This is a genomic window from Stutzerimonas chloritidismutans (assembly GCF_051486945.1).
GTDB lineage: Bacteria > Pseudomonadota > Gammaproteobacteria > Pseudomonadales > Pseudomonadaceae > Stutzerimonas > Stutzerimonas chloritidismutans_B.
Genome location: NZ_JAHVDX010000004.1, coordinates 412297 through 437933 on the forward strand (window position 1 = coordinate 412297; position 25637 = coordinate 437933).

21 protein-coding genes are annotated in these 25637 nt (G+C 64.5%); 9 read left to right on the forward strand and 12 right to left on the reverse strand.

Annotated features, from left to right (window positions below; genetic code table 11):
* The first annotated feature begins 109 nt into the window (after positions 1-109).
* On the forward strand, positions 110-1948 hold the full coding sequence (gene ilvD / locus KXR72_RS17315; protein ID WP_437422332.1) for a dihydroxy-acid dehydratase: 1839 nt from the start codon (positions 110-112) through the stop codon (positions 1946-1948).
* A gap of 51 nt (positions 1949-1999) precedes the next feature.
* Here ilvD and KXR72_RS17320 read toward each other — a convergent pair whose 3' ends face one another.
* Together KXR72_RS17320 and KXR72_RS17325 are read right to left on the reverse strand one after the other, a co-directional pair.
* Entirely contained in the window at positions 2000-3733 is a 1734-nt protein-coding gene (locus KXR72_RS17320) for a DUF4153 domain-containing protein (protein ID WP_437422333.1), read from the reverse strand.
* Positions 3734-3827: 94 nt separating this feature from the next.
* Positions 3828-4931, reverse strand: coding sequence for an NAD(P)/FAD-dependent oxidoreductase (locus KXR72_RS17325; RefSeq protein WP_437422334.1), 1104 nt, complete (start codon positions 4929-4931; stop codon positions 3828-3830).
* Between the two features lie 100 nt (positions 4932-5031).
* Here KXR72_RS17325 and KXR72_RS17330 point away from each other — a divergent pair, with 100 nt between their 5' ends.
* The gene (locus KXR72_RS17330) at positions 5032-5487 is read left to right on the forward strand and encodes a metallophosphoesterase family protein (protein WP_437422335.1); all 456 of its coding nucleotides are present in this window, start codon (positions 5032-5034) and stop codon (positions 5485-5487) included.
* 14 nt (positions 5488-5501) lie between these two features.
* Here the strand turns inward: KXR72_RS17330 and KXR72_RS17335 are convergent, their stop codons facing one another.
* Both KXR72_RS17335 and KXR72_RS17340 read right to left on the reverse strand, forming a co-directional pair.
* Entirely contained in the window at positions 5502-6149 is a 648-nt protein-coding gene (locus KXR72_RS17335) for a YitT family protein (RefSeq protein WP_437422336.1), read from the reverse strand.
* 92 nt (positions 6150-6241) lie between these two features.
* Positions 6242-6757: a dihydrofolate reductase gene (locus KXR72_RS17340; RefSeq protein WP_437422337.1), complete on the reverse strand. Its 516-nt coding sequence runs from the start codon at positions 6755-6757 to the stop codon at positions 6242-6244.
* 154 nt (positions 6758-6911) lie between these two features.
* Between KXR72_RS17340 and KXR72_RS17345 the strand changes: the two genes are divergently transcribed.
* Positions 6912-8033, forward strand: coding sequence for a glycerophosphodiester phosphodiesterase (locus KXR72_RS17345; protein ID WP_437422338.1), 1122 nt, complete (start codon positions 6912-6914; stop codon positions 8031-8033).
* Between the two features lie 55 nt (positions 8034-8088).
* Here KXR72_RS17345 and KXR72_RS17350 read toward each other — a convergent pair whose 3' ends face one another.
* The gene (locus tag KXR72_RS17350; protein ID WP_437422339.1) at positions 8089-8334 is read right to left on the reverse strand and encodes a DUF4282 domain-containing protein; all 246 of its coding nucleotides are present in this window, start codon (positions 8332-8334) and stop codon (positions 8089-8091) included.
* Positions 8335-8539: 205 nt separating this feature from the next.
* On the opposite strand from KXR72_RS17350, the gene KXR72_RS17355 reads away from it, so the two are divergent.
* Both KXR72_RS17355 and KXR72_RS17360 read left to right on the forward strand, forming a co-directional pair.
* Positions 8540-9934 carry a DUF2868 domain-containing protein gene (locus KXR72_RS17355; RefSeq protein ID WP_437422340.1) on the forward strand — a complete coding sequence of 465 codons (1395 nt, stop codon included), beginning with the start codon at positions 8540-8542 and terminating at the stop codon, positions 9932-9934.
* Positions 9935-10051: 117 nt separating this feature from the next.
* Entirely contained in the window at positions 10052-11425 is a 1374-nt protein-coding gene (locus tag KXR72_RS17360; protein ID WP_437422341.1) for a GTPase/DUF3482 domain-containing protein, read from the forward strand.
* 10 nt (positions 11426-11435) lie between these two features.
* Here the strand turns inward: KXR72_RS17360 and KXR72_RS17365 are convergent, their stop codons facing one another.
* Positions 11436-12344, reverse strand: coding sequence for a DMT family transporter (locus KXR72_RS17365; RefSeq protein ID WP_437422342.1), 909 nt, complete (start codon positions 12342-12344; stop codon positions 11436-11438).
* Positions 12345-12430: 86 nt separating this feature from the next.
* Here KXR72_RS17365 and KXR72_RS17370 point away from each other — a divergent pair, with 86 nt between their 5' ends.
* The gene (locus KXR72_RS17370; RefSeq protein ID WP_437422343.1) at positions 12431-13345 is read left to right on the forward strand and encodes a LysR family transcriptional regulator; all 915 of its coding nucleotides are present in this window, start codon (positions 12431-12433) and stop codon (positions 13343-13345) included.
* A gap of 4 nt (positions 13346-13349) precedes the next feature.
* On the opposite strand, the gene phoU is transcribed toward KXR72_RS17370, so the two are convergent.
* The 5 genes from phoU to KXR72_RS17395 all read right to left on the reverse strand — a co-directional run bounded on the left by phoU (position 13350) and on the right by KXR72_RS17395 (position 20376).
* On the reverse strand, positions 13350-14072 hold the full coding sequence (gene phoU / locus KXR72_RS17375) for a phosphate signaling complex protein PhoU (RefSeq protein ID WP_437422344.1): 723 nt from the start codon (positions 14070-14072) through the stop codon (positions 13350-13352).
* Positions 14073-14247: 175 nt separating this feature from the next.
* Positions 14248-15078 carry a phosphate ABC transporter ATP-binding protein PstB gene (gene pstB, locus KXR72_RS17380; RefSeq protein WP_437422345.1) on the reverse strand — a complete coding sequence of 277 codons (831 nt, stop codon included), beginning with the start codon at positions 15076-15078 and terminating at the stop codon, positions 14248-14250.
* Positions 15079-15176: 98 nt separating this feature from the next.
* The gene (gene pstA, locus KXR72_RS17385; RefSeq protein ID WP_437422346.1) at positions 15177-16847 is read right to left on the reverse strand and encodes a phosphate ABC transporter permease PstA; all 1671 of its coding nucleotides are present in this window, start codon (positions 16845-16847) and stop codon (positions 15177-15179) included.
* A 73-nt stretch (positions 16848-16920) separates the two neighbouring features.
* Positions 16921-19197: an ABC transporter permease subunit gene (locus KXR72_RS17390; protein WP_437422347.1), complete on the reverse strand. Its 2277-nt coding sequence runs from the start codon at positions 19195-19197 to the stop codon at positions 16921-16923.
* A gap of 210 nt (positions 19198-19407) precedes the next feature.
* Complete coding sequence (locus KXR72_RS17395; RefSeq protein WP_437422348.1) at positions 19408-20376, reverse strand: phosphate ABC transporter substrate-binding protein PstS family protein; 969 nt, start codon at positions 20374-20376, stop codon at positions 19408-19410.
* A 219-nt stretch (positions 20377-20595) separates the two neighbouring features.
* Here KXR72_RS17395 and KXR72_RS17400 point away from each other — a divergent pair, with 219 nt between their 5' ends.
* The gene (locus tag KXR72_RS17400) at positions 20596-20997 is read left to right on the forward strand and encodes an acyl-CoA thioesterase (protein ID WP_437422349.1); all 402 of its coding nucleotides are present in this window, start codon (positions 20596-20598) and stop codon (positions 20995-20997) included.
* An 18-nt stretch (positions 20998-21015) separates the two neighbouring features.
* Here the strand turns inward: KXR72_RS17400 and KXR72_RS17405 are convergent, their stop codons facing one another.
* Entirely contained in the window at positions 21016-22197 is a 1182-nt protein-coding gene (locus KXR72_RS17405) for a diguanylate cyclase domain-containing protein (protein ID WP_437422350.1), read from the reverse strand.
* A gap of 161 nt (positions 22198-22358) precedes the next feature.
* On the opposite strand from KXR72_RS17405, the gene KXR72_RS17410 reads away from it, so the two are divergent.
* Together KXR72_RS17410 and KXR72_RS17415 are read left to right on the forward strand one after the other, a co-directional pair.
* Entirely contained in the window at positions 22359-23267 is a 909-nt protein-coding gene (locus KXR72_RS17410) for an AEC family transporter (protein WP_437422351.1), read from the forward strand.
* 202 nt (positions 23268-23469) lie between these two features.
* Positions 23470-25629, forward strand: coding sequence for a PQQ-dependent dehydrogenase, methanol/ethanol family (locus KXR72_RS17415; RefSeq protein ID WP_437422352.1), 2160 nt, complete (start codon positions 23470-23472; stop codon positions 25627-25629).
* Positions 25630-25637 lie beyond the last annotated feature (8 nt).

Here is a 25637-nt window from a genome sequence, read left to right on the forward strand (position 1 = left end):
GAGCCCTACCCGTCTCGTCCCGGCCCGTCCGCACGCACACGGTCACCTTCCGTTGCACGCAGCTCACCCTAAGCACCATTCGACCCGTTGATTAGCCGCAGGAACCGTCATGCCTGACTATCGCTCGAAAACCTCCACCCACGGCCGCAACATGGCCGGCGCCCGTGCCCTGTGGCGCGCCACTGGCATGAAGGACGAAGACTTCAAGAAGCCGATCATCGCCATCGCCAACTCCTTCACCCAGTTCGTGCCCGGCCACGTGCACCTCAAAGACCTGGGCCAGCTGGTCGCCCGTGAGATTGAAAAGGCCGGCGGCGTGGCGAAAGAGTTCAACACCATCGCGGTCGACGACGGCATCGCCATGGGCCACGACGGCATGCTCTATTCGCTGCCCTCGCGCGAAATCATCGCCGACTCGGTCGAATACATGGTCAACGCTCACTGCGCCGACGCCATCGTCTGCATCTCTAACTGCGACAAGATCACCCCCGGCATGCTGATGGCCGCGTTGCGCCTGAACATCCCGGTGGTGTTCGTCTCCGGCGGCCCGATGGAAGCCGGCAAGACCAAACTCGCCAGCCACGGCCTGGACCTGGTCGATGCCATGGTCATCGCCGCCGACAGCTCGGCCAGTGACGAGAAGGTCGCCGAATACGAGCGCAGCGCCTGCCCCACCTGCGGCAGCTGCTCGGGCATGTTCACCGCCAACTCGATGAACTGCCTGACCGAAGCCTTAGGACTAGCCCTGCCGGGCAACGGCTCGACGCTCGCCACCCACGCCGACCGCGAACAGCTGTTCCTGCGGGCCGGCCGCCTGGCCGTCGAGCTGTGCCAGCGCTATTACGGCGAGGGCGACGAATCGGTGCTGCCGCGCAATGTCGCCAACCGCCGCGCGTTCGAGAACGCCATGACGCTGGACATCGCCATGGGTGGCTCGACCAACACCATCCTGCACCTGCTCGCCGCGGCACAAGAAGCCGAACTGGACTTCGACCTGCGCGCCATCGACGCGCTGTCGCGCAAGGTCCCGCAGCTGTGCAAGGTGGCGCCAAACATCCAGAAGTACCACATGGAAGACGTGCACCGCGCCGGCGGCATCTTCTCCATCCTCGGCGAGCTGGCCCGTGGCGGCCTGTTGCACACGGACGTTCCAACGGTCCACAGCCGCAGCATGGAAGAAGCCATCGCCCAGTGGGACATCACCCAGACAAGGGACGAGGCGGTTCATACCTTCTTCCGTGCTGGCCCTGCCGGCATTCCCTCGCAAACCGCTTTCAGCCAGTCGACCCGCTGGGACACCCTCGATGACGACCGCACCAATGGGTGCATCCGCTCGGTCGAGCACGCCTACTCGCAGGAGGGCGGCCTGGCCGTGCTCTACGGCAACATCGCGCTGGATGGCTGCGTGGTGAAGACGGCCGGCGTGGACGAGTCGATTCACGTCTTCGAAGGCAGCGCCAAGGTCTTCGAAAGCCAGGACGCCGCCGTCAAGGGCATCCTCGGCGACGAGGTGAAGGAAGGCGACATCGTCATCATCCGCTACGAAGGCCCGAAAGGCGGCCCGGGCATGCAGGAAATGCTCTACCCGACCTCATACCTGAAGTCGAAAGGTCTCGGTAAAGCCTGCGCGCTGCTGACCGATGGCCGCTTCTCCGGCGGCACCAGCGGCCTGTCGATCGGCCACGCCTCGCCGGAAGCGGCCGCGGGCGGCGCCATCGGCCTGGTTCGCGACGGCGACAAGGTCCTGATCGATATCCCCAACCGAAGCATCAACCTGCTGGTATCGGATGAGGAACTGGCGCACCGCCGCATCGAGCAGGACAAGCTGGGCTGGAAGCCGGCGAAGCCGCGCACGCGCAAGGTAACCACTGCGCTCAAGGCCTACGCCCTGCTCGCCACCAGCGCCGACAAGGGCGCAGTGCGCAACAAGGCGATGCTGGACGGCTGATCGGCCGGTTCGCTGACAAAAAAGCCCGACCTCGCGTCGGGCTTTTTCGTTCTAGTCGGACATCGAAGGTTCCAGACGCATATCGTCGATCTGCAGGGCCGGGAAGCGCGGTGCGATCCGGTCTACATCGCCGGCACGCAGCCGTTCCGCCAGGGTCTCTCTGTCCAGCGGCTGATTGCCCGCGAGCCGCAGTTGGCCAATCCAGCGCCAATCGCCTGCGGCGTTGCGCTGTATCACCGGAAAGATGCGGGGTCGATCGCCGCGCAGCAGTACCGCTTCAGCTTGGCCGTCAGCGTCGAGGTCGATGGCGAATAGCTGGCATTCTTCGGCGCAACCCTGCGGTGCGAGCGTACGTGCAAGCGCCCCATCTTCGTCGGCCAGCGCCTCGCCAATCCAGCTGATCGGCGGGGCCAGGGCGACCTCTTGTTCGTTTCGCCATGCCCAGTAGGTGTCCGCCTTGTCGAGCCGTTGCAGCTCGGCCTGCAGCGCCTCGACCCGCGCCGGCTCAAGGCCTGGCATGGCGAGCTGGTCACGAAGTTGCGCCAAGTGACTGCGGCCGGGCTCACCCAAGTTGAAGCGCAAGGCTCCCAGGTCGGTGCGTTCGAGCGGCACGTCGTTATCCAGCAGGCGGGCATGCTGGCTCGCCGCGCTGAGCTGCAAGGGGCTCAGCGCGGCGACGTGCAGCCCGATCAGCAACAGCGCGGCCAGTAGCGCCAGCGGCGGATTGCTCTGCCGCAGCCCGGCCAGCCAGCCCTCCCCGCGCCGCCCCACCGCAACGGCCAGAGCCAGCCCATGCAGCACGGCAAGCGCGGTGAACAGCGCGGCCAACACACGGTCGGGAGTCAGTCCGTACTGGCCGATGCGCAGCCAGAGTGCGTAGGCGGCCAGGCCCGTCAGGATCGGCAGGCCAAGCGCGCTGACTTCGATCATCAGGCGCAGCGGGCGAGGATAGGGGCTGGTTTGATGGCCGTCCTGCACCACGCCGTTGAGCAGCGACAGGTGTGCGAAGGCCAGCGTCAGCAAGATCGGCGTCGCGTGCCGCGTTGCCCACAAAGGCCCAAGCCCTGTGAACGGTAAGAACAGGAGGAAGAGCAACAGGATGAGTGTCGTCATTGGCAGCAGAAACCGGCACATCGCCTGCACGCCGTTGCGCAACGCATCGACCATCTGGCCCCGCTCCAGACCAATCCACAGGCCGAGGGCAAAGACGCCGGCACTGGCGATCCAGACGAAGCCGGACGACTCGAAGAACGTCTCGAAAGCATCGATGCCGACCAGCTTGAACAAGCCCGCCCAGAGCAGGATCAGCAGCCAGAACGCCAGCAGCAGGAGACAGGCGATAAAGAGCATCAGGCCGTTGTTCACCGCATGCTGGTAGAGGCTGGCGTATTCCACGCGCCAACGCTGCCCGGCTTCGCGCGCCTGGATGAACGGCGCCAGCACATAGGCCAGGAGCAGGTTGCTCCAGAGCAACAATGTGGCGCTGGTTTCGCCCAGGTAGTACCAGCGCGGCTGGTCGAATTGTGCCGCAAGCGCCGCCGCCAGTACCGCCGGCACCAACGCTGCGGCCAACACGTGCGGCGTGCGCCCGGCCTCGCGCAGCGAGCCCCACATCAACTGCACCAGCCAGCCGCCGATCACTGCAAACGCCAGCAGCGCCGAACAGAGCGCGCGCCAGGCAGCGCCCTGTGGCCAGGCCTCGCTCGCCCCCCAAAGCACCAGGCCCTGTGCGAGCCCGATCAGCAGGTAGATTCCCAACAGGCGATTGTCAGTCGACGCTTGCATGCATTCCTCCCTGGCCCGCCGTCCGAAACGGGGCGGCGCAGCAGTGTGCCGCCGGGCGCCGGTAAGCCGCAACGCGACCAGCGTTGCGGCGTGATCAGTTCGTCAGCTGATCGCGGACGTGTCCGGCTATCGCCAATGCTGAAGTCAGCCCCGGGGATTCGATGCCGAACAGGTTCACCAGGCCGGGTACGCCATGCTGCGCCGGTCCATCGATGCGAAAGTCCGCGGCCGGCTCGCCGGGCCCACTGATCTTCGGCCGGATACCGGTATAGGCAGGCTGCAACGCGGCGTCCGGCAACGCTGGCCAGTAACGGCGGATCGCCGCATAGAATCCCTCGGCGCGCCCTGCGTCGAGGCGGTAGTCGAGACCCTCGACCCATTCGACATCCGGGCCAAAGCGCGCCTGGCCACCGAGATCGAGCGTCAGGTGCACACCTAGCCCGCCGGGTTCCGGCATCGGATAAACCAGATGGCTGAACGGCGCGCGGCCATTGAGCGTGAAATAGCTGCCCTTGGCGAAATAGCGCGGCGGCACGGCCAAACCCGGCGCGCCCTGTATGGCCTGGGCCAGCGGCGGCGCGCCGTGCCCGGCACAATTGATCACCTCACGCGCCATGAGCCGCATGGGCTCGGCGCCGCCGACCGTGACCTCGATTCCGTCGCCCGATATCCGCAGCCCTTCGACCGGCGCATTCACCGCAAGCATCGCACCGGCCGTTTCGGCATCGCCGAGCAGCGCCAGCATGAAGGCGTGGCTGTCGATAATGCCGGTGCTGGGTGAGAGCAACGCGGCGACGCCCGCGAGCTGCGGCTCGCGCGCGTGCAGGGCGGCCGCGTCGAGCCGTTGCAGGTCATGCACGCCATTGGCACGGGCCTGCTGTTCGAGCCGGCCGAAACCCTCGAGCTGGCTGTCGTCAGTCGCAACGATCAGCTTGCCGCAGCGCCGATAGGGCACCCCGTGGCTGTCACAGAAGGCATAGAGCGCTTCCCGCCCGGCCACGCACAGGCGCGCCTTCAGCGAACCTGCGGGGTAATAGAGGCCGGCATGGATGACTTCGCTGTTACGCGCGCTCGTCTCGGTGCCAATGGCGTCCAGCGCCTCGAGGATGATCACCTCACGCCCCGCCTGCGCCATGGCGCGCGCCACGGCGAGGCCAACCACGCCGGCACCGATGACGATGCACTCGACCCGTTCCATTGCCCCGCTCCGTTCAGCCGAAAGGGGCAAGCCTGCCCCATGATCGAACCGCGGCCAAGCCTTGCTTGCCTATAGTCGAGTAACCATGACAGGAGCCCCTATGCGAATCGGCGTGATATCGGACACTCATGGCCTGGTGCGGCCCGAAGCCCTGGCCATCCTCGACGGTTGCGCGTGCATCATCCACGCCGGCGATATCGGTAAGCCTGAGGTGCTTGACGCCCTGCGGGCGCTGGCGCCACTGGAGGTCATTCGCGGCAATGTTGATAGCGGCGAATGGGCCTCCGCCATTCCCGAGCGCCTCGACCTCGAACTCGGCGGGCTGCACATTCATGTCTTGCACGATCTCAAGACGCTGGACCTGGACCCGGTTGCCGACCAGGTCGATGTCGTCATCGCGGGGCATTCGCACCAGCCGCGTATCGAGGAGGTTGACGGCGTGCTCTACCTCAATCCCGGCAGCGCCGGCCGACGCCGCTTTTCGCTGCCGATCAGCCTGGCCCTGCTAGACATCGAGGATGGCCAGCCACGGGCGCAGCTGGTCACGCTGGGTTGATCAAGCCGGCCGTCTCAGCTGACACCCATGTAGCGATCGGCGCGATGGTTGATCGCCAGCACGAGGTTCAGCGCTACTGCGCCCAGCACTGAGAGCGCGACCCTGTCTAGCGGCACGACGAACACGACGCCCAGCACGATTGCCGCATCGATGCCCATCTGGATGGTGCCGGCGCGCAGACCGAAGCGCTCCTGCAAGAACAGCGCAAGGATGTTGACCCCACCGAGGCTCGCGCGGTGACGGAACAGCATCAGCAGGCCGATACCCATCGCGAAACCGCCGAACAGCGCGGCGTAATAAATGTTCAGATCGGCAAAGCGAATCCAGCCGGGTGTCAGCTCTGCCAGCAGCGACACCAGCCCGACCGCACAAATCGTACGCAACGTGAAGCGCCAGCCCATGCGCCAGATCGCCAGCAAATAGAAGGGCACGTTGAGCAGGAAAAACGCCAGGCCAAAGGACCAGCCGGCCATGTATTTCGCCAGAAAGGCCAACCCTACGGTGCCTCCGGTAAGCAACCCGGCATGCGTATAGAAGGCGATGCCGAGCGCGACCATGGCCGTGCCAAGCACGAGGGCAAGCGCGTCCTCCCAGAGCGGATGGCGCACGAAAAGGGGCGCAACGGCTTCGGCCGGCGCGGTATCAGGCTGCTGATGGGGCATGGGGATTTCTCGTCGGCTGCAATCGGGCAAGCCTATCGCCTGACGCCAATGCTGAACTTGGCGCCGGTCAATGCGGGCGGATCAGCAGGGGATCAACCGCGCTGCCAGGTCTCGAAACGATAGGCGGGCGCGCCGCCCTCGGCCGGGTGTGCCTGGTCGTCGACACGCTGCCACTGGGTTTCGTCAAAGTCAGGAAAGAAGGCGTCACCGTCAGGCGCGGCATCGATGCGCGTCAGGTAGAGGCGCCGCGCCCGATTTAACGCCTGGGCATAGAGCTGGGCACCACCGATCAGCATCACCTCGTCCACGCCCTGCTCCCGCGCCCACTGCTCGGCGCGTGCAAACGCCGCGTCCAGCGAAGGAAAAGTCTCGGCGCCCTCGAGCTGCAAACCCGGCTGGCGGCTGACGACCAGATTCAGCCGGCCCGGCAATGGTCGGCCGAGCGAATCCCAGGTCTTGCGGCCCATGATGATGGGCTTGCCGAGTGTCATAGCTTTGAAGTGCTTGAGGTCGGCGGGCAGATGCCAGGGCATCTTGTTGTCGAGGCCTATGACGCGGTTTTCCGCGAGGGCCGCGATCATTGCGAGGGGAAAGGGGGGCTGAGTCATGGCGGCGAGGATAGCAGAGGGCCTGCCGTGCGTCAGCGGCGCCAGAGACACGTCATCATCACGAAACGGTCATCCCCCAGCCACCGGAGCGTCAGGTGCTTGTCACTGTTACGCTTCAGGCTGACCGCTCCCCCTTCCGACGGAGACGTCTGCAATGGTCCGCCACCGCCGCCCTACCCTTCGTAACCTGTTCGTCGCCTGCAGTTTCCTGCTGCCAGCCGCCGCGTTCGCCGCTTCGCCCGAGCTGGCGAAGTCAGACAAGCTGACCGGCCGCGACGAGCCCAACCCGCTGGTTATCGCCCACCGCGGCGCCAGTGGCTACGTGCCCGAGCACACCCTGGCCTCTTACGCCCTGGCCATCCTCCAAGGCGCCGACTACATCGAGCCGGACCTGGTAATGACCCGCGACGGACAACTGGTCGCCCGCCACGACAACGAACTGGGCCTGACCACGGACGTCGCCAGCCATCCCGAATTCGCCGACCGCAAGCGCACCCAGGTGGTCGACGGCGTCAGCCTGACCGGCTGGTTCAGCGAAGACTTCACGCTCGCCGAACTGAAGACATTGCGAGCCATCGAGCGCATCCCGGCTATCCGCCCGGGCAATGCCCGCATGGACGGCAGCCTGGAGATCCCGACGCTGCAGGAGATCATCGATCTGGTGAAAACCATGCAGCTCAGCGAGCGCCGCCGCATCGGCCTGTACATCGAGACCAAGCACTCGACGCACTTCCAGCAACTCGGCCTGGCGATGGAGCAGCCGTTGGTGCGCACGCTCCACCGCAACGGCTATGCCGGCCGCCGCGCACCCGTCTACATTCAGTCGTTCGAAGTTGAGAACCTCAAGACCCTGAGCCGCCTCACCCAGCTACGGCTGGTGCAGCTCTTCGGCGGCGGCCAGCCGTACGATCAGACAGTGCGCGGCAGCGATCTGACCTACGCGCAAATGGCAACCGCCGAGGGCCTCAAGGCCATTTCCCGATATGCAGCTGGCGTCGGGCCGGAGAAGAGCTACATCATCCCGCGCGACGCCAATGGCAACCTCGGCGAGCCCACCGACTTCGTGCCGAACGCGCATGCAGCCGGCCTGAAGGTGCACCCCTACACGTTCCGCGCCGAAAACGTATTCCTGCCCGCCAACCTGCGTAAGGGCGAGGTCCCATCCGAGCGCGGCGACATCGAGGCGGACATCCGCGCCTACCTTGATGCGGGCATAGACGGCCTGTTCATCGACCAGCCCGATATCGCGGTGAAAGTGCGCGCTCAGGCTGAGTGACCGGCCCGAGAAAGGAGAGAAAGCGAAAAGGCGGCAGGGAAGCCGCCCCGGCCTATCACTGACGGATGGCGATTTTCTTCAGATTTTCGTTGATCTTGAACATGACGATCAGCAGCTCACACCAGAGCCGCGTCCCAATCAGGCCGCCGACGAGGATGGCAAGGCCGGACCACAGGCCGCCGCCAAATACACCAAACATGGCGGCCACACCGCATACGATAACGGCCAGCAGCCCCGCCCAATACAGGAGGGTAATGATCTTAGGCGTCAGCATGGCGTCGAAGAAAAAAATGTCTTTCATGGCAAAAGTCCTTTTAAAGCATGAAGGCGGGCCAGCAGCGCGTGGCGAACCGGCCTATCCGTGGCAGGTGATGCGGCGAAGCCGCAGGTCGATCATTCGATCGGCGGCGGATGGTACTGGACGCTTTAGCTGGACGACTTGACCGGTTTCACTCTTCGGGCGTGCAACGTTATTCTCAAACCCAAGCCCCATCTCGAGAAACCGCGTGCCCCAACCTCCCCTGTCGCCGCCCAATCCCCTCGACCGCCTCTGGCTGACCGAAGCCATTCGCCTGCGCGAAGAGCACGCCGGGCCGCTGGACGACGCGGAAGCCAATCGCCAGGCCCGCGCAAAAGGCGGGGAGTTGCCCGAACTGATCGAAGTCCGAGCGCTGTGGCTGGCACGCCGTGACGGTCTGATCGATGCCCTGCAGCACTGGCGCCAGGGCGTGCGGCTGGCCGGTATCGCGATGGCGCTGTTGGCGCTGTTCACTGGCGCCGGGCTGGCGTTTGCAGCGCTGGGGGACGGGCTCAGACCCGTGAATGTGTTCTGGGCGCTAGGCAGCCTACTTGGGTTGAATCTGCTGACACTGCTGGGCTGGCTGCTGGGATTTTTCTTTGCAGGCGATGCCGGCGGTGCGCTGGGTCGGCTGTGGCTCTGGCTCAGCGAAAAGCTCGCCCGCGATGCTCGTGCCGTGCAATTGGCCCCGGCGTTACTGGCGGTGCTAGAACAACGCCGCCTCGGACGTTGGCTGCTGGGGCTTGGTGTACATGGTTTATGGCTGGTGGCCATGAGCAGCGCACTGGTGACCCTGTTGGCGCTGCTCGCCACGCGTCGCTATGGCTTCGTCTGGGAAACAACCATTCTTGGTGAAAGCACATTCATCAACCTAACCCAGACCCTCGCCGTGCTGCCTTCGCTGCTGGGCTTCGGTGTGCCGGACATCGAACAAATCCGCGCCAGTGGCGACTTGGCCAACGGCGTGGAAAGCGCACGCCAAAGCTGGGCCGGCTGGCTGGTCGGTGTGGTACTGGTCTACGGCTTGCTACCGCGCCTGCTGCTGGCCCTGTTCTGCCTGTGGCGCTGGCGGCGCGGCCGTGCGCAGCTGCGGCTCGACCTGGAGCTTCCGGCCTATCGGCTGTTGCGCGAGCGATTGCAACCCTCGAGCGAGCGCCTCGGGATAAGCGATGCAGCGCCGCAACAGCTGCACGCACCGAGTGGCGGAGCGCAACTGGACGGCAGCGAGGGCGCGGTACTGGTTGCTATAGAACTGGACCAGAGCCACCCCTGGCCGCCAAAACTGCCAACGGCGGTGGCCGATGCCGGTGTGCTGGACGACCGCGAACAACGTCGTCGGCTGCTGGAACAACTCACTCGCTTCCCGCCGGAGCGCCTGGCCATCGCCTGTGATCCTCGCCGTTCGCCGGATCGGGGCACGCTGGCGTTGATCGGCGAACTGAGCCGTTGCGCCGCCGAGAGCCGCGTCTGGCTGCTGCAGCCGCCCGCTGGCGAAGCGCTGGACAGCTACCGATTGCAAGACTGGAAGCAGGCGCTGGACAGCCTCGGCCTGCCCCACTCCACCAGCGCACCGCTGACCTGGCTGGAGACCGGCCATGACTGATGAAACCGGCATTGCTGCAGTAGGAGCCAGCTTGCTGGCGATCAGATCGCCGACATCGCAGGACGCATCGCCAGCAAGCGGGCTCCTACAAAGGCGAACGCAGTGGAGCAATAACCGATGAGCGCCCCCCTGAAACTCGCCCTGGTCGGCCATACCAACGTCGGCAAGACGTCGCTGCTGCGCACCCTCACCCGCGATGTCGACTTCGGCGAAGTCTCGCATCGGCCTAGCACCACCCGCCACGTCGAAGGTGCGCGATTGTCGGTCGAGGGCGAGCCGCTGCTGGAGCTCTACGACACACCCGGCCTGGAGGATGCCATCGCCCTGCTCGACCACCTCGAGCGCATCGAACGCCCCGGCGAGCGCCTCGACGGTCCGGCACGCACCGCCCGTTTTCTCGAAGGCAGCGAGGCTCGGCAGCGTTTCGAGCAGGAAGCCAAGGTGTTGCGCCAGCTGCTGGCCAGCGACGCCGGGCTGTATGTCATCGACGCCCGCGAACCCGTGCTGGCCAAGTACAAAGATGAGCTGGCGGTGCTCGCGGGGTGCGGCAAGCCCTTGCTGCCGGTGCTCAATTTTGTCGCTCAGCCCGGCCACCGTGAAGACCTGTGGCGCGAGGCGCTCGCGCGGCTGGGCCTGCATGCGCTGGTGCGCTTCGACAGCGTGGCGCCGCCGATCGACGGCGAGCGCCGGCTCTACGAAAGTCTGGCGCTGCTACTGGAGCAATCGCGCCCCAAGTTGCAGCGGTTGATCGACGATCACGAAGCCCAGGCCCTTACCCGGCTGAGCGAGGGCAATCGGCTGATCGCTGAATTGCTGATCGACGTTGCCGCCTTCCGGCGCAGCGTGGCGGCACAACCTGAGCTCGAACGCGGCGCCATCCGTGAATTGCACGACGCAATCCGTGCACGCGAGCAGCGCTGCGTCGAAGCGCTGCTGCGGCTGCACGCGTTCCGCCCGCAGGACGCGGCCGCGGCGGACCTGCCGCTGCTCGATGGGCGCTGGGGCGACGACCTGTTCAATCCAGAGACGCTGAAGCAGCTCGGCGTGAAGATCGGTAGCGGCATGGCTGCTGGTGCTGCGGCCGGCGCGGGCGTTGACCTGATGGTTGGTGGCATCACGCTCGGCGCCGCAGCACTGCTCGGTGCGCTCGCCGGCGGCGGCGCGCAAACCGCCAGGCATTACGGTAATCGCCTGCTCGGCAAGCTCAAGGGCCAGCGTGAGCTGACTGTCGACGACGCCGTGCTGCGTCTGCTCGCCTTACGCCAGCGCTACCTACTGCAGGCACTGGCCGCCCGCGGGCATGCGGCAGTGGACACGATTCGCCTGGATGCGCCGGATGATAAGGCTTGGCGCGAAGGCCGACTTCCAGACGCACTGCAACGCTGCCGTGCTCATCCGGAGTGGTCGTCGCTCAATCCTGGGGCGCGGCTGGAGCACCCCGAGCGCCAGCAGCAACTGGCATCCCTGCAAGCGAGCCTGGCGCAGCGTTAGGGCCGCCTGGCTAAGCCGCACTCTGCGCTGGCGCAGCGACACCCCTTGCTTGCGTCGTGGTGGCCCGTAGCGCGATAAAGGTCGCCGTGACGATCAGCAGGCCACCCAACCAACCCTGCACGCCGATGCGTTCCCCCAGCCAGAGCCCGGCGATCAACGCACCGAACAGCGGCTCCGAGCCCATTAGCAACGAAACGCGCGTGGCGCTGGTGCGCCCCAATGCGAGGTTTTGCGCATACAGCGCAAAAAGCGTGGCGAACCCTACCAGATAGAGCGCGCCAGCCCAGAACGCCGGGCTCTGTGGCAAGGCCGGCAGACCCCCTGGCAAGGAAAAGCCGATCGCCACGCAGCCCGCCGCGACCACCCCGCTCTGCACCGCTGTCAGTGCCATCGGCGGAACCTCCAGCCCAGCAGTGAACCGCCGGGTCAGGCACACCAACAGCGCGCGCAACACCGCAGCGGCCAGCATCAGCCAATCACCAAGACTCAGCGACAGCTCGGTCCCGCCGGTCAGCAGCCAAACGCCCACAAGCGACAGCCCACACGCTATGAACAGTCGGCCGTCCGGGCGCTGGCGCAACAGTGCCCACTCGACGAAGGGCGTGAAAATTACGCACAGACTGATGAGAAACGCCGCGTTGCTGGCGCTGGTTAGCATCACGCCCCAGGTCTCACAGAGGAAGATCCCCAGCATGATCAGGCCCAACGGCACACCCGGGCGCAACGCCCGGCGCCCCGCTCCGCGCAATTGCGGCAACAGCAGCACAAAGGTCAGGCCGAAGCGGATCGCCAGGAAGCCCAGGACGGGATAGAACAGCAGCGCCTGCTTGGCCACCGCATAACTGCTGCCCCAGATAACCGCTACCGCCAACAGCATGGCGTCGGCCAGCCATAGATTACGTCGCGCCAGTTCCTGCATCTCGCTCGCCCCCTTCGTGGAGGGGCGATTGTTAACCTTTCCGAGCGGATCGATAATCCGTGACCTCAGAACAGGACTTGTGCGCTATGGGAATAAATGATGGCGCGGCTCTGCTGCCTGGCATGGCCGTTTTTGTCCGCGTGGTTGAGGCCGGAAGCTTTTCCGCGGCGGCGCGCCAGCTCGATATGACGGCCTCGGCGGTCAGCAGGCAGGTAGCACGGCTCGAGCAACAACTCGCGCTGCGCCTGCTCGAACGCACCACGCGGCAGCTGCGTCTGAACGAGGCTGGGCGAGAGTTCTACACGCATTGCCGAGCGATGCTGGACGCCGCCGACCAGGCGCTAGCCATCGGGGAGCGGCTGATGAGCTGTCCGCGTGGGCTGGTCCGCCTGAGCGTGCCGAAGGCGTACGGTAAGTTCGTGATCAGCCCATTGATGCCAGGCTTTCTTGGGCGTTACCCCGAGGTCGACGTGCAATTACACATCAGCGATCAGAGCCCAAGCCTGATCGAGGATGGCTTCGACGTGCTGGTACAGGTCACCGACCACCCGCCCGAAGAACTGGCCGGAAAGCCGCTCGGCCCGGTCCGTCAGCTACTGTGCGCAACCCCGGCTTATCTGCAGGAGCGCGGCACTCCGCAACATCCGCAGGCATTGCTTGGTCACGACTGCCTCTATCTGGGCGAGCGCGCCGGCGATAACCGCTGGCACTTCAGTGATGGCGAGCGGCAGGAGACGGTACTGGTGCGGGGTCGCTTCCAGAGCAACCACAGCGAAGCCCGTCTGGAGGTAGCGCTAGCCGGGCTGGGCATCGCCGTGCTGCCGCAGTTCACCGCGGCCGCCGCCCTGGAACAAGGGCGGCTTTGCGAAGTGCTGCCTGGCTGGCGCTTCACCGGCTCCTATCAGGGCGCCGCCTGGCTGCTCTGGCGACCGAACAGGCACCTGCCGCCGAAGCAGCGGGCGATGATCGATTACCTGAGCGAGGCGCTGGCGCGACGTTGAAGGGTCAGTCGCGCTTGGCGACCTCTTCTGCCATACGGGTCAGGCCCAGGTGGCGCACGTCGGTGCCGCGCACCAGGTAGATCACCATTTCGGCGATGTTGCGCGCATGGTCGCCGATCCGCTCCAACGAACGCAGTACCCAGATAACGCTGAGCACGCGGGAGATCGAGCGCGGGTCTTCCATCATGTAGGTGACCAGCTCGCGCAGCGCGGTCTTGTATTCTCGGTCGACGGTCTTGTCGTACTGCGCGACAGACAGGGCCAGTTCGGCGTCGAAACGGGCAAAGGCATCGAGCGCTTCCTGCACCATGCGGCGCACCTGGTCGCCGATATGACGGACCTCGACGTAACCGCGTGGCGACTCGCCGTCTTCGCACAGCTCGATGGCGCGGCGGGCGATCTTGGTCGCTTCGTCACCGATGCGTTCCAGGTCGATCACCGACTTGGAGATGCTGATGATCAAGCGCAGGTCGGAGGCAGCAGGCTGACGACGGGCCAGAATGCGAATGCACTCCTCGTCGATGTCGCGCTCCATGTGGTTGATCTGATCGTCGACGTCACGTACCTGCTGCGCCAGCCCGGAATCGGCCTCGATCAGCGCGGTGACCGCGTCGTTGACCTGCTTCTCCACCAGGCCACCCATGGCCAGAAGATGGCTGCGCACCTCTTCCAGCTCGGCGTTGAACTGCTGGGAGATATGTTGCGTGTGGCTGTCTTTGCTGATCATTGTTTCGCTCCGAGGAGGCTGCCGCTAGGCGGCTCTGGTGCGCAGCGCACCTAGAAAATTGTCGACTTAACGTTGAGGCCCTTGGGAAATCTTCACTGGCGCGGAGGGCGCGCGCTGACAGTACGAGTAGTACGGCAAGCGCGCCCGACAAAGCCAGAGGAGATTTCCCATGGCATCAACCGTAGCGGCCGGTGATGTAGTCTTCGGTCTGCTTCTTTTCGGGATTGGTGAACAGCGTATCGGTATCGCCGTACTCGATCAGCTTGCCCATGTACATGAACGCCGTGTAGTCCGAAACCCGCGCGGCCTGTTGCATGTTGTGGGTCACAATGACGATGGTGTACTTGGCCTTCAGTTCGTAGATGAGCTCTTCGACTTTCAGCGAGGAGATCGGGTCGAGTGCCGAGCTCGGCTCGTCGAGCAGCAGCACTTCCGGCTGCACGGCGATGGTGCGGGCGATCACCAGGCGCTGTTGCTGACCGCCGGAGAGGCCGAGCGCGGACTCATGCAGGCGATCCTTGACCTCATCCCACAGGGCGGCGCCCTTGAGGGCCCATTCGACGGTCTCGTCGAGCACGCGCTTCTGCTTGATCCCCTGGATGCGCAGGCCATACACCACGTTCTCGTAGATGCTCTTGGGGAACGGGTTGGGCTTCTGGAATACCATACCGACGCGACGACGCAGGTCGGCAACGTCTTCGCCCTTGCGGTAGATATTGTTGCCGTCGAGGTTAATGGCGCCTTCGATGCGGCAGCCGTCGACCAGGTCGTTCATGCGGTTGAAGCAGCGCAGCAGCGTCGACTTACCGCAACCGGACGGGCCGATGAAAGCGGTTACGCGCTGACGCGGAATGTTCAGGCTGACGTTGTAGAGCGCCTGCTTTTCGCCGTAGTAGAGGCTCAGGTCCGGCACCTCGATGGCGACCTGCTCGCTGGCCAGGTCCAGGGCGCGCTTGTCACGACCCAGCGCCGAAATGTCGATGGAATGCGTCTTTGCTTGTGACATGAGATGTCTCCGTAGTCGCTGGAGGCCAGAGGCTTGAGCTGGACGCGGTCAGTGCCGCTTGTTCGCCCAGCGCCGGCCTCCAGCGCTTTTATCGGCTGTTAGTGATCAAGCGCTTTGTATTTTTCGCGCAGATGGTTACGAATCACGACCGCGGTCAGGTTGAGGATGGCGATGACCAGGACCAGCAGCAGCGCCGTCGCGTAGACCAATGGGCGTGCCGCCTCGACGTTGGGGCTCTGGAAGCCGACGTCGTAGATATGGAAGCCCAGGTGCATGATCTTCTGATCCAGATGCAGGTAAGGGTAGTTGCCGTTAAGCGGCAGGCTCGGCGCGAGCTTGACCACACCCACCAGCATCAGCGGTGCGACTTCACCGGCGGCGCGTGCAACAGCGAGGATCAGGCCGGTCATCATCGCCGGGCTGGCCATCGGCAGCACCACCTTCCACAGCGTCTCGGACTTGGTTGCGCCCAACGCCAGCGAACCTTCACGGAGGATGCGCGGAATACGGGCCAAACCTTCCTCGGTGGCCACGATCACCACCGGTAGCGTAAGAATCGCCAGGGTAAGCGACGCCCACATCAGGCCAGGCGTGCCGAATACCGGCGCCGGCGCCGCCTCGGGGTAGAAGATGCGGTCGAGCGAGCCACCAAGCACATAGACGAAGAAGCCCAGGCCGAACACGCCGTAGACGATCGAGGGCACGCCGGCGAGGTTGTTCACGGCGATGCGGATGATGCGGGTCAGGACGCCCTGCTTCGCGTATTCGCGCAGGTAGACCGCCGCGATCACGCCGAACGGCGTGACGATGACCGCCATGATGAGGGTCATCAGCACGGTGCCGAAAATCGCCGGGAAGATGCCGCCCTCGGTATTGGCCTCACGCGGCTCGTCACTGACGAACTCCCAGATCTTGGCGAAGTAGAAGCCCATCTTGTCCGTCAGCGACATGGCGTTCGGGCGGTAGGCGCGGACCACCTTGCCGAGGCTGATCTCCTGCTCGCGGCCGTCCATGGTGCGCATGGTGATGCTGTCGCGGTTGAATTCCTTGTACAGGCTGACCAGCTGGCCTTCCAACGCCTTGTATTCGGCATCCCATTGGGCGCGCTCGGCGTCGAGTTCGGCCTGGGCCGCTTCGTCGAGCTGACCATCGAGCTCGAGCTTGCGTGTTTTCAGCCGCAGGCGCTCGAGGCCGTGGTTGATGCGGCCGATGTCTACCGCTTCTAGCTCGGCAATGCGTTCATGAAGATCGTCTACACGTTCGATGCGCGCTTGCAGCTCGCTCCATGCAGCCTCGCCCTCGGCGACCAGGTTGCCTTCTTCTTTTACGGCAAGCAGTTCACCGTAGAAGTTGCCCCATTCGCGGCGCTCCAGGGCAACCAGGTCGGCAGGCTTGCGCGGGTTGCTCAGCCACTCGCCGATGACCCAAGAGAAGTCCGCGCCGTAGACCTCACGGTTGCCGACCTTGAGCAGTTCGCGGGTCATGAATTCCCCGCCTTCCACATTAACCGGCAGCCCGCTGGCAGCCAGGCGCGCGCGCGGCACCTGCTCAGCCTGCACCACTTCGCCAGCCATGATCTTCTGCTCGGCGCCGGGCACCTGATAGTCGGCGACAATCACATCCGCCGGCCAGAAATGCTCGAGGCCACGTACAGCGATAACGGCGAGCAGGCCAAGGGTCATGATGACCGCGATGGACACAGCGCCGGCGTTCATCCAGACCCAGGGAGTGCCACTCTTGATCCAGGTTTTCAGCGAATCCTTTTTCACGGATCGATACCTTTGTCGAAATCTGTTCGCAGCCGTCACCGGCAGCGTCTTGCGCCCGCAGGCGGGGCTTCGGTTACAGGCTGGCGTACTTGCGACGCAGGCGCTGGCGAATCAGCTCGGCCAGCGTGTTCATCACGAAGGTGAACATCAACAGCACCATCGCGGCGAGGAAGAGCACGCGGTAGTGGGTACTGCCGACTTCCGACTCGGGCATTTCCACCGCGACGTTCGCCGCCAGGGTGCGCATGCCTTCGAAGATGTTCATTTCCATGATCGGCGTGTTACCGGTGGCCATCAGCACGATCATGGTTTCGCCCACGGCGCGGCCCATGCCGATCATCAAGGCCGAGAAAATGCCCGGGCTCGCAGTCAACAGGACGACGCGCGTCAGTGTCTGCCACGGCGTCGCGCCGAGGGCCAGCGAACCCAGGGTCAGGCTCTTCGGCACGCTGAACACGGCGTCCTCGGCGATCGAATAGATGGTCGGGATCACCGCGAAACCCATCGCGAGTCCAATCACCAACGCGTTGCGCTGATCGAAAGGAATGCCCATTTCATGGGACAGCCAGTGGCGCATGTCGCCATTGAAGATCCAGTTCTCTAGATGGCCGCTGACGGCGATCGAGCCCCAACCCACGAGCAGAATCACTGGAATCAGCAACACCGCTTCCCAGCCATCCGGCACGCTCAGGCGGATGCGCTCAGGCAGGCGGCTCCACGCCCAGCCGGCGAGCAGAATGCCGATTGGCGTGAGCATGAGCAGGCTGAAGATGCCTGGCAGGTGGTTTTCCAGGAACGGCGCGAGGAACAGGCCGGCGAAGAAGCCGAGGATGACCGTCGGCAGCGCTTCCATCAGTTCGATGACCGGCTTGACCTTACGACGCAGCGAGGGCGCCATGAAGTAGGCGGTGTAGAAGGCGGCGCAGATAGCCAGCGGTGCGGCCAGCAGCATGGCGTAGAAAGCGGCCTTGAGCGTGCCGAACGCCAGCGGTGACAGGCTCAGCTTGGGCTCGAAGTCACCCGTTGCGGAGGTGGACTGCCAGACATAGTCCGGCTCCGGATAGCTTTCGTACCAGACCTTGCCCCACAGCGCGCTCCAGGAGATTTCCGGGTGCGGGTTGTCGATTACGAAGCGCTGCAGTTGGCCATCGGACTCGACCAGCAGCCGTGTGGCACGCGGCGACATGGCGGCGATCGCCGCACCCTCGGCAACCTGTTCGGTCAGCAGTGTACGGTGCGCGGTGCTGTGAAAAATGCCCAGCTGGCCAGCGCTGTCGAGTGCAAGGAAGCCCTTGCGACGTTCTTCCGGAAGGATCTGGGTGATGGCGTTATCCGCTAGCTGGAAATTGCGCACGTTCTGCAGTTCGGCCTGGCCGTCACTGCTACGCACCATGAACCACTGGCCGATACCGCCCGTTGAGTCACCCACCATTAGCGAGATGCCGCCCAGCAGCGAAGCAACGGTCGTGATCTCACCTTTTCCGCTCAGCAACTTGTAACGACCGTTCAGTTGCTTACGGCGCAGGTCGAAGACATCAACGCTGGCGCGACCGCTCACGGCGAACAGCCACATGTGCCTCGGGTCGATTCGCAGCGCCTTGATCGGCTCGGCGAGCTGCGGCAATTGCAGCCGCTCTTCTTCGAGGGTGGTCTCGCCCGTCAGCATGTTTTCGGTGGCGGAAATGCGCAACGCCTGCAGCGCGCCGTTTGCAGCGCCTGCGACCATCAGCGTCTTTCCATTCAAGCTAACCGCTGCGTGGGCTATCGCGCGCCCTTCGGGATCCAGCTGCAGCGGCTCCTTACCGAACGGATAGTCGAGCTGAGGCGTGATGGTCTTTTTGCCGTTCGGGTAGCTGACTTTATAGTTGTGCTCAACGACCAAGACTTGGCCGTTGTCCAGTCCAAGGACGATACGGCGATTGCCTGGGGTGTCCTGACCGAGGGAGACGATCCGGCTTCCAGCCGGTAGCGGCAGTTCGACGCTACGCAGTGATTCGCCCGTACTCAGGCTAAAGAAGCGCACCAGCCCGTCAGCGCCCAAGCGCATCGCGACTTGATTCTGCTCTTCCATGGCGAGTAGCAGCGGTTCGCCCGCTTCAGCCAGCCAAGCCGGTTGCTGAGGATCGCGAGCTTCCAGCTCAGCCCCCTGAAACATCGGCGTCACGACCTGGGCGAGGTAAAAGAAAATAAGGCAGATGGCGCCAAGCACGGCGAGGCCGCCGATGGAGACGTACCAGCGCGCCATGTTGTCTTTAAGCGCGCGTATGCGGCGCTTGCGTTGCAGGGCCGGGGTATTGAAGTCCAGCCGTTGCAGATCGGAATTCGCGCTCATGGTCTCGATATCGTTCATGCGAAGGTCCTGGCCGCTCGGGCCGTTTTGTCCGCCGCGCCGCGTTGGCGCAAGCCTATATCCGGGCTTGGGGCCGGTCGGGCGCCTAATTTAATGCAGTCGTGTGACAGAAAAATTACAAGGCAATGACACGACAACGCCCGCCAACGCGCTTGGCGTGGCGGGCGTTTGCTCAACCTGCGACCGGGGTCGCAGGCTGTGCAGCAGACCTTAGTTGAGGCCCAGGTCGCTCAGCGTCTTGTCGACGACTTTCTTCGGCAGCGGGATGTAGCCGTCCTTGACTACGACTTCCTGGCCCTGCTTGGACAGTACGAGCTTCAGGAACTCGGCGTCGATCGGGCTCAGCGGCTTGTTCGGCGCCTTGTTGACGTAGACGTAGAAGAAGCGAGCCAGCGGGAACTTGCCAGCCAGCGCGTTCTCTTCGTTGGCTTCGAAGGCTTCGCCACCCTTGGACAGCGGAACGGCACGGACACTGGAGGTCTTGTAGCCGATACCCGAGTAACCAATCGCGTTCAGCGTGCTGGAAATCGACTGCACCACCGAAGCGGAGCCCGGCTGCTCGTTGACGTTGGACTTGAAGTCGCCCTTACACAGCGCTTCTTCCTTGAAGTAACCGTAAGTGCCGGACACGGAGTTACGGCCGAACAACTGGATCGGCTTGGCAGCCCACTCACCGGTCAGGCCCAGGTCGCCCCAGGTCTTGATGTCTTGCTCGCCACCGCACAGACGCGTGCTGGAGAAGATGGCATCGACCTGCTCGATGTCCAGGCTCTTGATCGGGTTGTCCTTGTGCACGAACACCGCCAGGGCGTCGATGGCGACCGGAACGGCGGTCGGCTTGTAGCCATACTTCTCTTCGAAGGCCTGGATCTCGTTGTCCTTCATCGGACGGCTCATCGGTCCAAGATTGGCGGTGCCTTCAGTCAGAGCGGGCGGAGCAGTAGACGAACCGGCAGCCTGGATCTGGATATTGACGTTCGGGTAGAAACGCTTGAAGTCTTCGGCCCACAGAGTCATCAGGTTGGCCAGGGAGTCGGAACCGACGCTGGACAGGTTGCCGGAGACGCCGGAGGTTTTCTCATACGTCGGCAGCGACGGATCAACCGCAGCGACCGAACTTGCAGCGCCTACACCGGCAGCGACAAACGTCAGGGCCGCCATCAAACGATTCAGTTTCATACCTTGCTCCTAGCAGGGGTGTGCTCGAGTGTGTTGGAACGGAGGCCATTGTCTGCAGGCCGTGTGACCACTCTATGAATGGAATATGACAATCTGGTTACGAGCCACCCGCGCCGGCGGCGGTCGCTGGACCCGCCGTCAGCGGCTATACTCGGCCCCCTGCCCGCGTCGATGCGGGCTTTTCGCGCCAGAAAAACAAACGCGCCGCGAGTCCGACCGATGAAAGAATACGAACAGGAAGATCCGATCCCGCAGGGCGACCTCGCTCTCCAGCTGACTGCACTGCCGCGCGAGACCAACGGCTTCGGTGACATTTATGGCGGGTGGCTGGTGTCGCAGATGGACCTGGCCGGCACGGCGATGGCCAGCCGGGTCGCGGCCGGCCGGGTAGCAACGGTCTCCATCGACCGGATGGCCTTCATGGTGCCGGTGCCGGTGGGCGCGCAGCTGTCCTTCTATACCCAGACGCTGGACGTAGGGCGGAGCTCGATTCGCATGCTGGTAGAGGTGTGGAGCGACGACCCGCTGTCGAGCGAGTGGCGTAAGGTCACCGAAGCGGTGTTCGTCTTTGTCGCGATTGACGGCAGCGGCCGGACCCGCCCGGTCATGCCGCGCCGCTGAGCCGCTTCTTCGGGCCTGTCAGGCTGCAACGTAGCGGTTTTTTCCTGCCTGTTTGGCGCGGTAGAGCGCGGCATCAGCCGCCTGATAGAGCTGCTCGGCGCTCTGCCCGGGCTGCCACATCGCAACGCCAATGCTGGCAGTGACACGCGCGCCCTGCGCCGACGCCGGGTGCGCGATGGCCCGCTCAGCCAACGCCTCCAGTATCTGCCCGGCAATCACCTGAGCTGCCTGCGCATCGCAGTTGAGCAACAGCAGCGCGAATTCCTCGCCTCCGACGCGCGCGGCCAGGTCCATGGGTCGGCGCGAGAAGCCCGCCAGGATCTCGCTGAACTGGCGGATCAGCGCATCGCCTGCCGGGTGGCCCAGCTTGTCGTTGTAGGCCTTGAAGTTGTCCAGATCGAGCAACAGCAATGCCAACGGCTGGCGGTCACGTCGCGCCTGTAGCAGCGTCTGCTTGAGCGCTGTGTCGAAGCTGCGCCGATTGGCAAGCCCGCTCATGGCGTCGTGCTCCGCAACCCAGCCCAGCAGCTTGCGCACCAGAAACTGCTCGCGCTGCGAGTACTCATGCACATAGCGGCTGATCGCGCCGATGATCAGCAGCAGCGTGTAATAGCTGACCGAAATCCAGTGCACGCGCATTTCTTCGGACGGCAGGATCACCGCGGCGATGACGATATCGATGAGGATGATCGCCGCCGCGCTGGCCAGCGCGCGCCAGAACGTGATGCCAAGAAAGAAGAATGAACAAACGATCAGCAGCCCAGCGCCATAGCGAAAGGCGAACTCTGGCTGCAGCACCTCATACTGGATGTCGATACGTGCAGCGATGGCGCCGACCAGCACCAGCAACAGCGGAAACAGCCGATTCGCCACTACCCGTATGCGCGTTCGCAGCAGCGTGATGATCAGGACAGCGAAACCGGGCAACGTCTGCAACAGGCGCAACAGCGTCAGTTCGCGCAGCCATGCCGGGTCGTGATAGGTAAAAAGCCTGTGTTCGACGTAGAGGTAGCCGCCGACCACCGCCAACAACAGACAGGCACCTAGGCACTGTGCGAGGCGCGCCTGCCGATCAACATAGCGGCGGAACTCGCGCTCCAGCTCGGGCGCGAACAGTAGGCAGCGAAACCCACCGAGCAGCTGCCGGCCGTAGGACGTGTCGCGAAAATCTTCCGCGGACTGGTGTTCGAGGGTCAACATCGGTATCGCTCTTGTACAGGCCCGGCGAATGATATCACTTAGACATCACCCCGCTTGGTTTCCCGATGAACGCACCAACCGGTTCCGGCGGCCACACCTGGCTTGCGGCGCGGCGCTTGACGTTCCACTATCGCTGAACCTGCACCGATGGATGTATACGAGTGACCACCCTGCTGCTGGCCCTCTGGCCCCTTTTCGCCCTGATCGTCGCCGGCTATTTCTTGCGCTTGCGTGCTTTTCCAAGCGCCGAATTCTGGCCCGGCGCGGAGCGCATCAACTATTTCATCCTATTCCCGGCCCTGCTGTTCAGCAGCCTGGCCACTGCGCCACTGGACAACCCCGCCCTGCCGCAACTCGCGAGTGGGGTCATGTTGAGCCTCGGCGTGGCCTGGATCGCCCTTCTGGCCGTCAAGCGTCTGCGTGGCTGGCCGGCCGCCCGCTTCGGCGCAATCACCCAGGGCGTGCTGCGCTTCAATACTTACCTGGGCCTGGCCGCCGTGGGCAGCCTGTTCGGCAAAGACGGCCTGGCCATGGCTGCGCTGATGCTTGCTCTCATGGTGCCGACTGTGAACGTGATGTCCGTATGGGCATTGACGGCCGAGCGCGGTGTTAGCGTGCGCGGCCTGCTCCTTCCAATCATCAAGAACCCGCTGATCCTCGCGTGTCTGGCTGGCGCGCTGGTCAATTTCTCAGGCCTGGGACTACCGGGCGGCACCGACCGGTTGCTCGCCTTGCTCGCCGCTGCCAGCCTGCCACTGGGCCTGCTGTGCGTAGGGGCGGCACTTAAACCTCGCGAGCTGGGCGGGGAGATTCCCGCGCTGGGCTGGAATTGCGCGGTACGCCTGCTCGCCGTGCCGCTGCTGGCTTATGGCGTTGCCATCATGCTCGGCCTGCCGACGATGGAGACGACCATTCTGGTGCTGTTCTTCGCCCTGCCCACCGCGCCGACCGCCTATGTGTTAACCCGCCAGCTTGGCGGCGACAGCCACCTGATGGCCGGCATCATCACCCTGCAAACGCTGCTCGCCGCCGCCAGCCTGCCGCTGGTGCTGACCTTGCTCGGAAGCTGACCCTCTCCGTTGCATGGCTGCGACCCTGTCGCAGCCATGCAACACCTGCAGCGCGACACTCGGTTGCACTGACACGCCCCGTCCCGCCCGCAAGCCCCGCCAGCCGTGGGCTGCATGCCCTTCGGCCGGCCTGGCACAGCGGTTGCTCTCCCTGGAAGACCTGCCCCTGAGGCGGTCGATCAATAACAAGAGAGAGCCTGCGATGAAGTCATTCGATCCCTACCTTGGCCGGTTTCCGGCGCCCACGCTGCTGGGCGCCAGCCTTGCTGCCCTGCTGTCCCTGCCGCTGCACGCCGCCGACGTCGACGGCAAGCGCATCGCCAATGCCGACGCCGAACCCGGCAACTGGATGAGCCACGGCCGCGACTACGGCGAGCAGCGCTTCAGCCCGCTGAAGAAGATCACCGATGCCAACGTCGACGAACTCGGGCTAGCCTGGAGCTACAAGCTCGACATCGACCGCGGCGTCGAAGCCACGCCCATCGTGGTCGACGGCGTGATGTACACCACCGGGCCCTTCTCCATCGTCTATGCGCTCGATGCGCGCACCGGCAAGGAAATCTGGAAGTACGACCCCAAGTCCGACCGTTCCCGCGCCGGTGAGGCCTGCTGCGATGCGATCAACCGCGGCGTCGCCGTGTGGAAGGGCAAGGTCTATGTCGGCGTGCTCGATGGCCGCCTGGAAGCCATCGACGCCAAGACCGGTGAGCGCGTCTGGTCGGTCGACACCCGCTACGACAAGGAACGCAGCTACTCCATCACCGGCGCGCCGCGAGTAGTCAACGGCAAGGTGGTGATCGGCAACGGCGGCGCCGAGTTCGGCGTGCGCGGCTACGTCACCGCCTATGACGCCGAAACCGGTAAGCAGGCCTGGCGCTTCTTCACCGTACCGGGCGACCCGGACAAGCCCGCCGAAGGCAAGGGCATGGAGATAGCCAAGAAGACCTGGCACGGCCGCGCCTTCGTCGAACAGGGCGGCGGCGGCACAGCCTGGGACTCCTTCGCCTACGACCCGGAGCTGAATCTGCTCTACATCGGCGTCGGCAACGGCTCGCTGTGGGACCCAATCTGGCGCAGCGAGGGCAAGGGCGACAATCTGTTCCTGTCCTCCATCGTCGCGGTCAACGCCGACACCGGCGAATACGTCTGGCACTACCAGACCACGCCGGGCGATGCCTGGGATTACACCGCCACGCAGCACATGATCCTGGCTGACCTGGAGATCAAGGGTAAACAGCGCAAGGTGCTGATGCAGGCGCCGAAGAACGGCTTCTTCTACGTCATCGACCGCGCCACCGGTGAGCTGCTCTCGGCTGAAAACATCGTGCCGATCAACTGGGCCAAGGGCGTCGATCTGAAGACCGGCCGGCCCATCGTCGACGACGAAGCGGCGGCCTACTGGAAAGGTGAAAAGAAGGCCAAGCTGGTCCAGCCGGGCTTCTGGGGCGCGCATGACTGGCACCCCATGTCCTATAACCCGAACACCGGGCTTGTCTACATCCCCGCGCACATCATGTCCGCCTGGTACGAGCACGTGCCGGATAAGCCGGCGCGTAACAAGTTCAAGAGCATGTACCAGCTGGGCCTGAAGACCGGGATGATGCCCGAGGACCCGGAAGGCCTCGGCAAGTACGCCGACACCTGGTCCGGCAAGCTGATCGCCTGGGACCCGGTCAAGCAAGAGCAGGCCTGGGAAGTGCCCTACGTCACCATCTTCAACGGCGGCACCCTGAGCACCGCTGGCAATCTGGTCTTCGAAGGCAGCGCCGATGGCCGGGTCATCGCCTATGCCGCCGACACCGGCAAGAAGCTCTGGGAGCAGCCGGCTGCCAGCGGGGTGATGGCCGCGCCCATCACCTACAGCGTGGACGGCGAGCAGTACGTGACCTTCATGGCGGGCTGGGGCGGTGCCTTCTCCACCTTTGCCGGCGCCCTGTCGCTGCGTGCCGGTGTTCAGCCCTATGCCCAAGTGCTCACCTACAAGCTTGGCGGCACGGCCGAACTGCAGGAACCGGCGCCGCGAGAAGATGCACCCAAGCCGCCACCACTGACTGCCGATGCCGCCACCGTCGAGGCCGGCGGCAAGCTCTATGACGGCTACTGCTCGCAGTGCCACGGCATCCATGCGGTCAGCGGCGGCGTGCTGCCGGATTTGCGCATGCTCACCCCGGAAAAGCATGAGCAGTTTCTCGGCATCCTCCACGGCGCACGCATCCCGGATGGCATGCCGTCGTTCGCAGAGGCTTTCGACATGGAGCAGATGGGCCAGATCCATCAATACCTGATCAAGCGCGCCCACGATCGCCTTGAGCACGGCCCGGACGACCTGCCACAGCCGACCCAGAAAACGGCCAGCAACTGACCACTAGG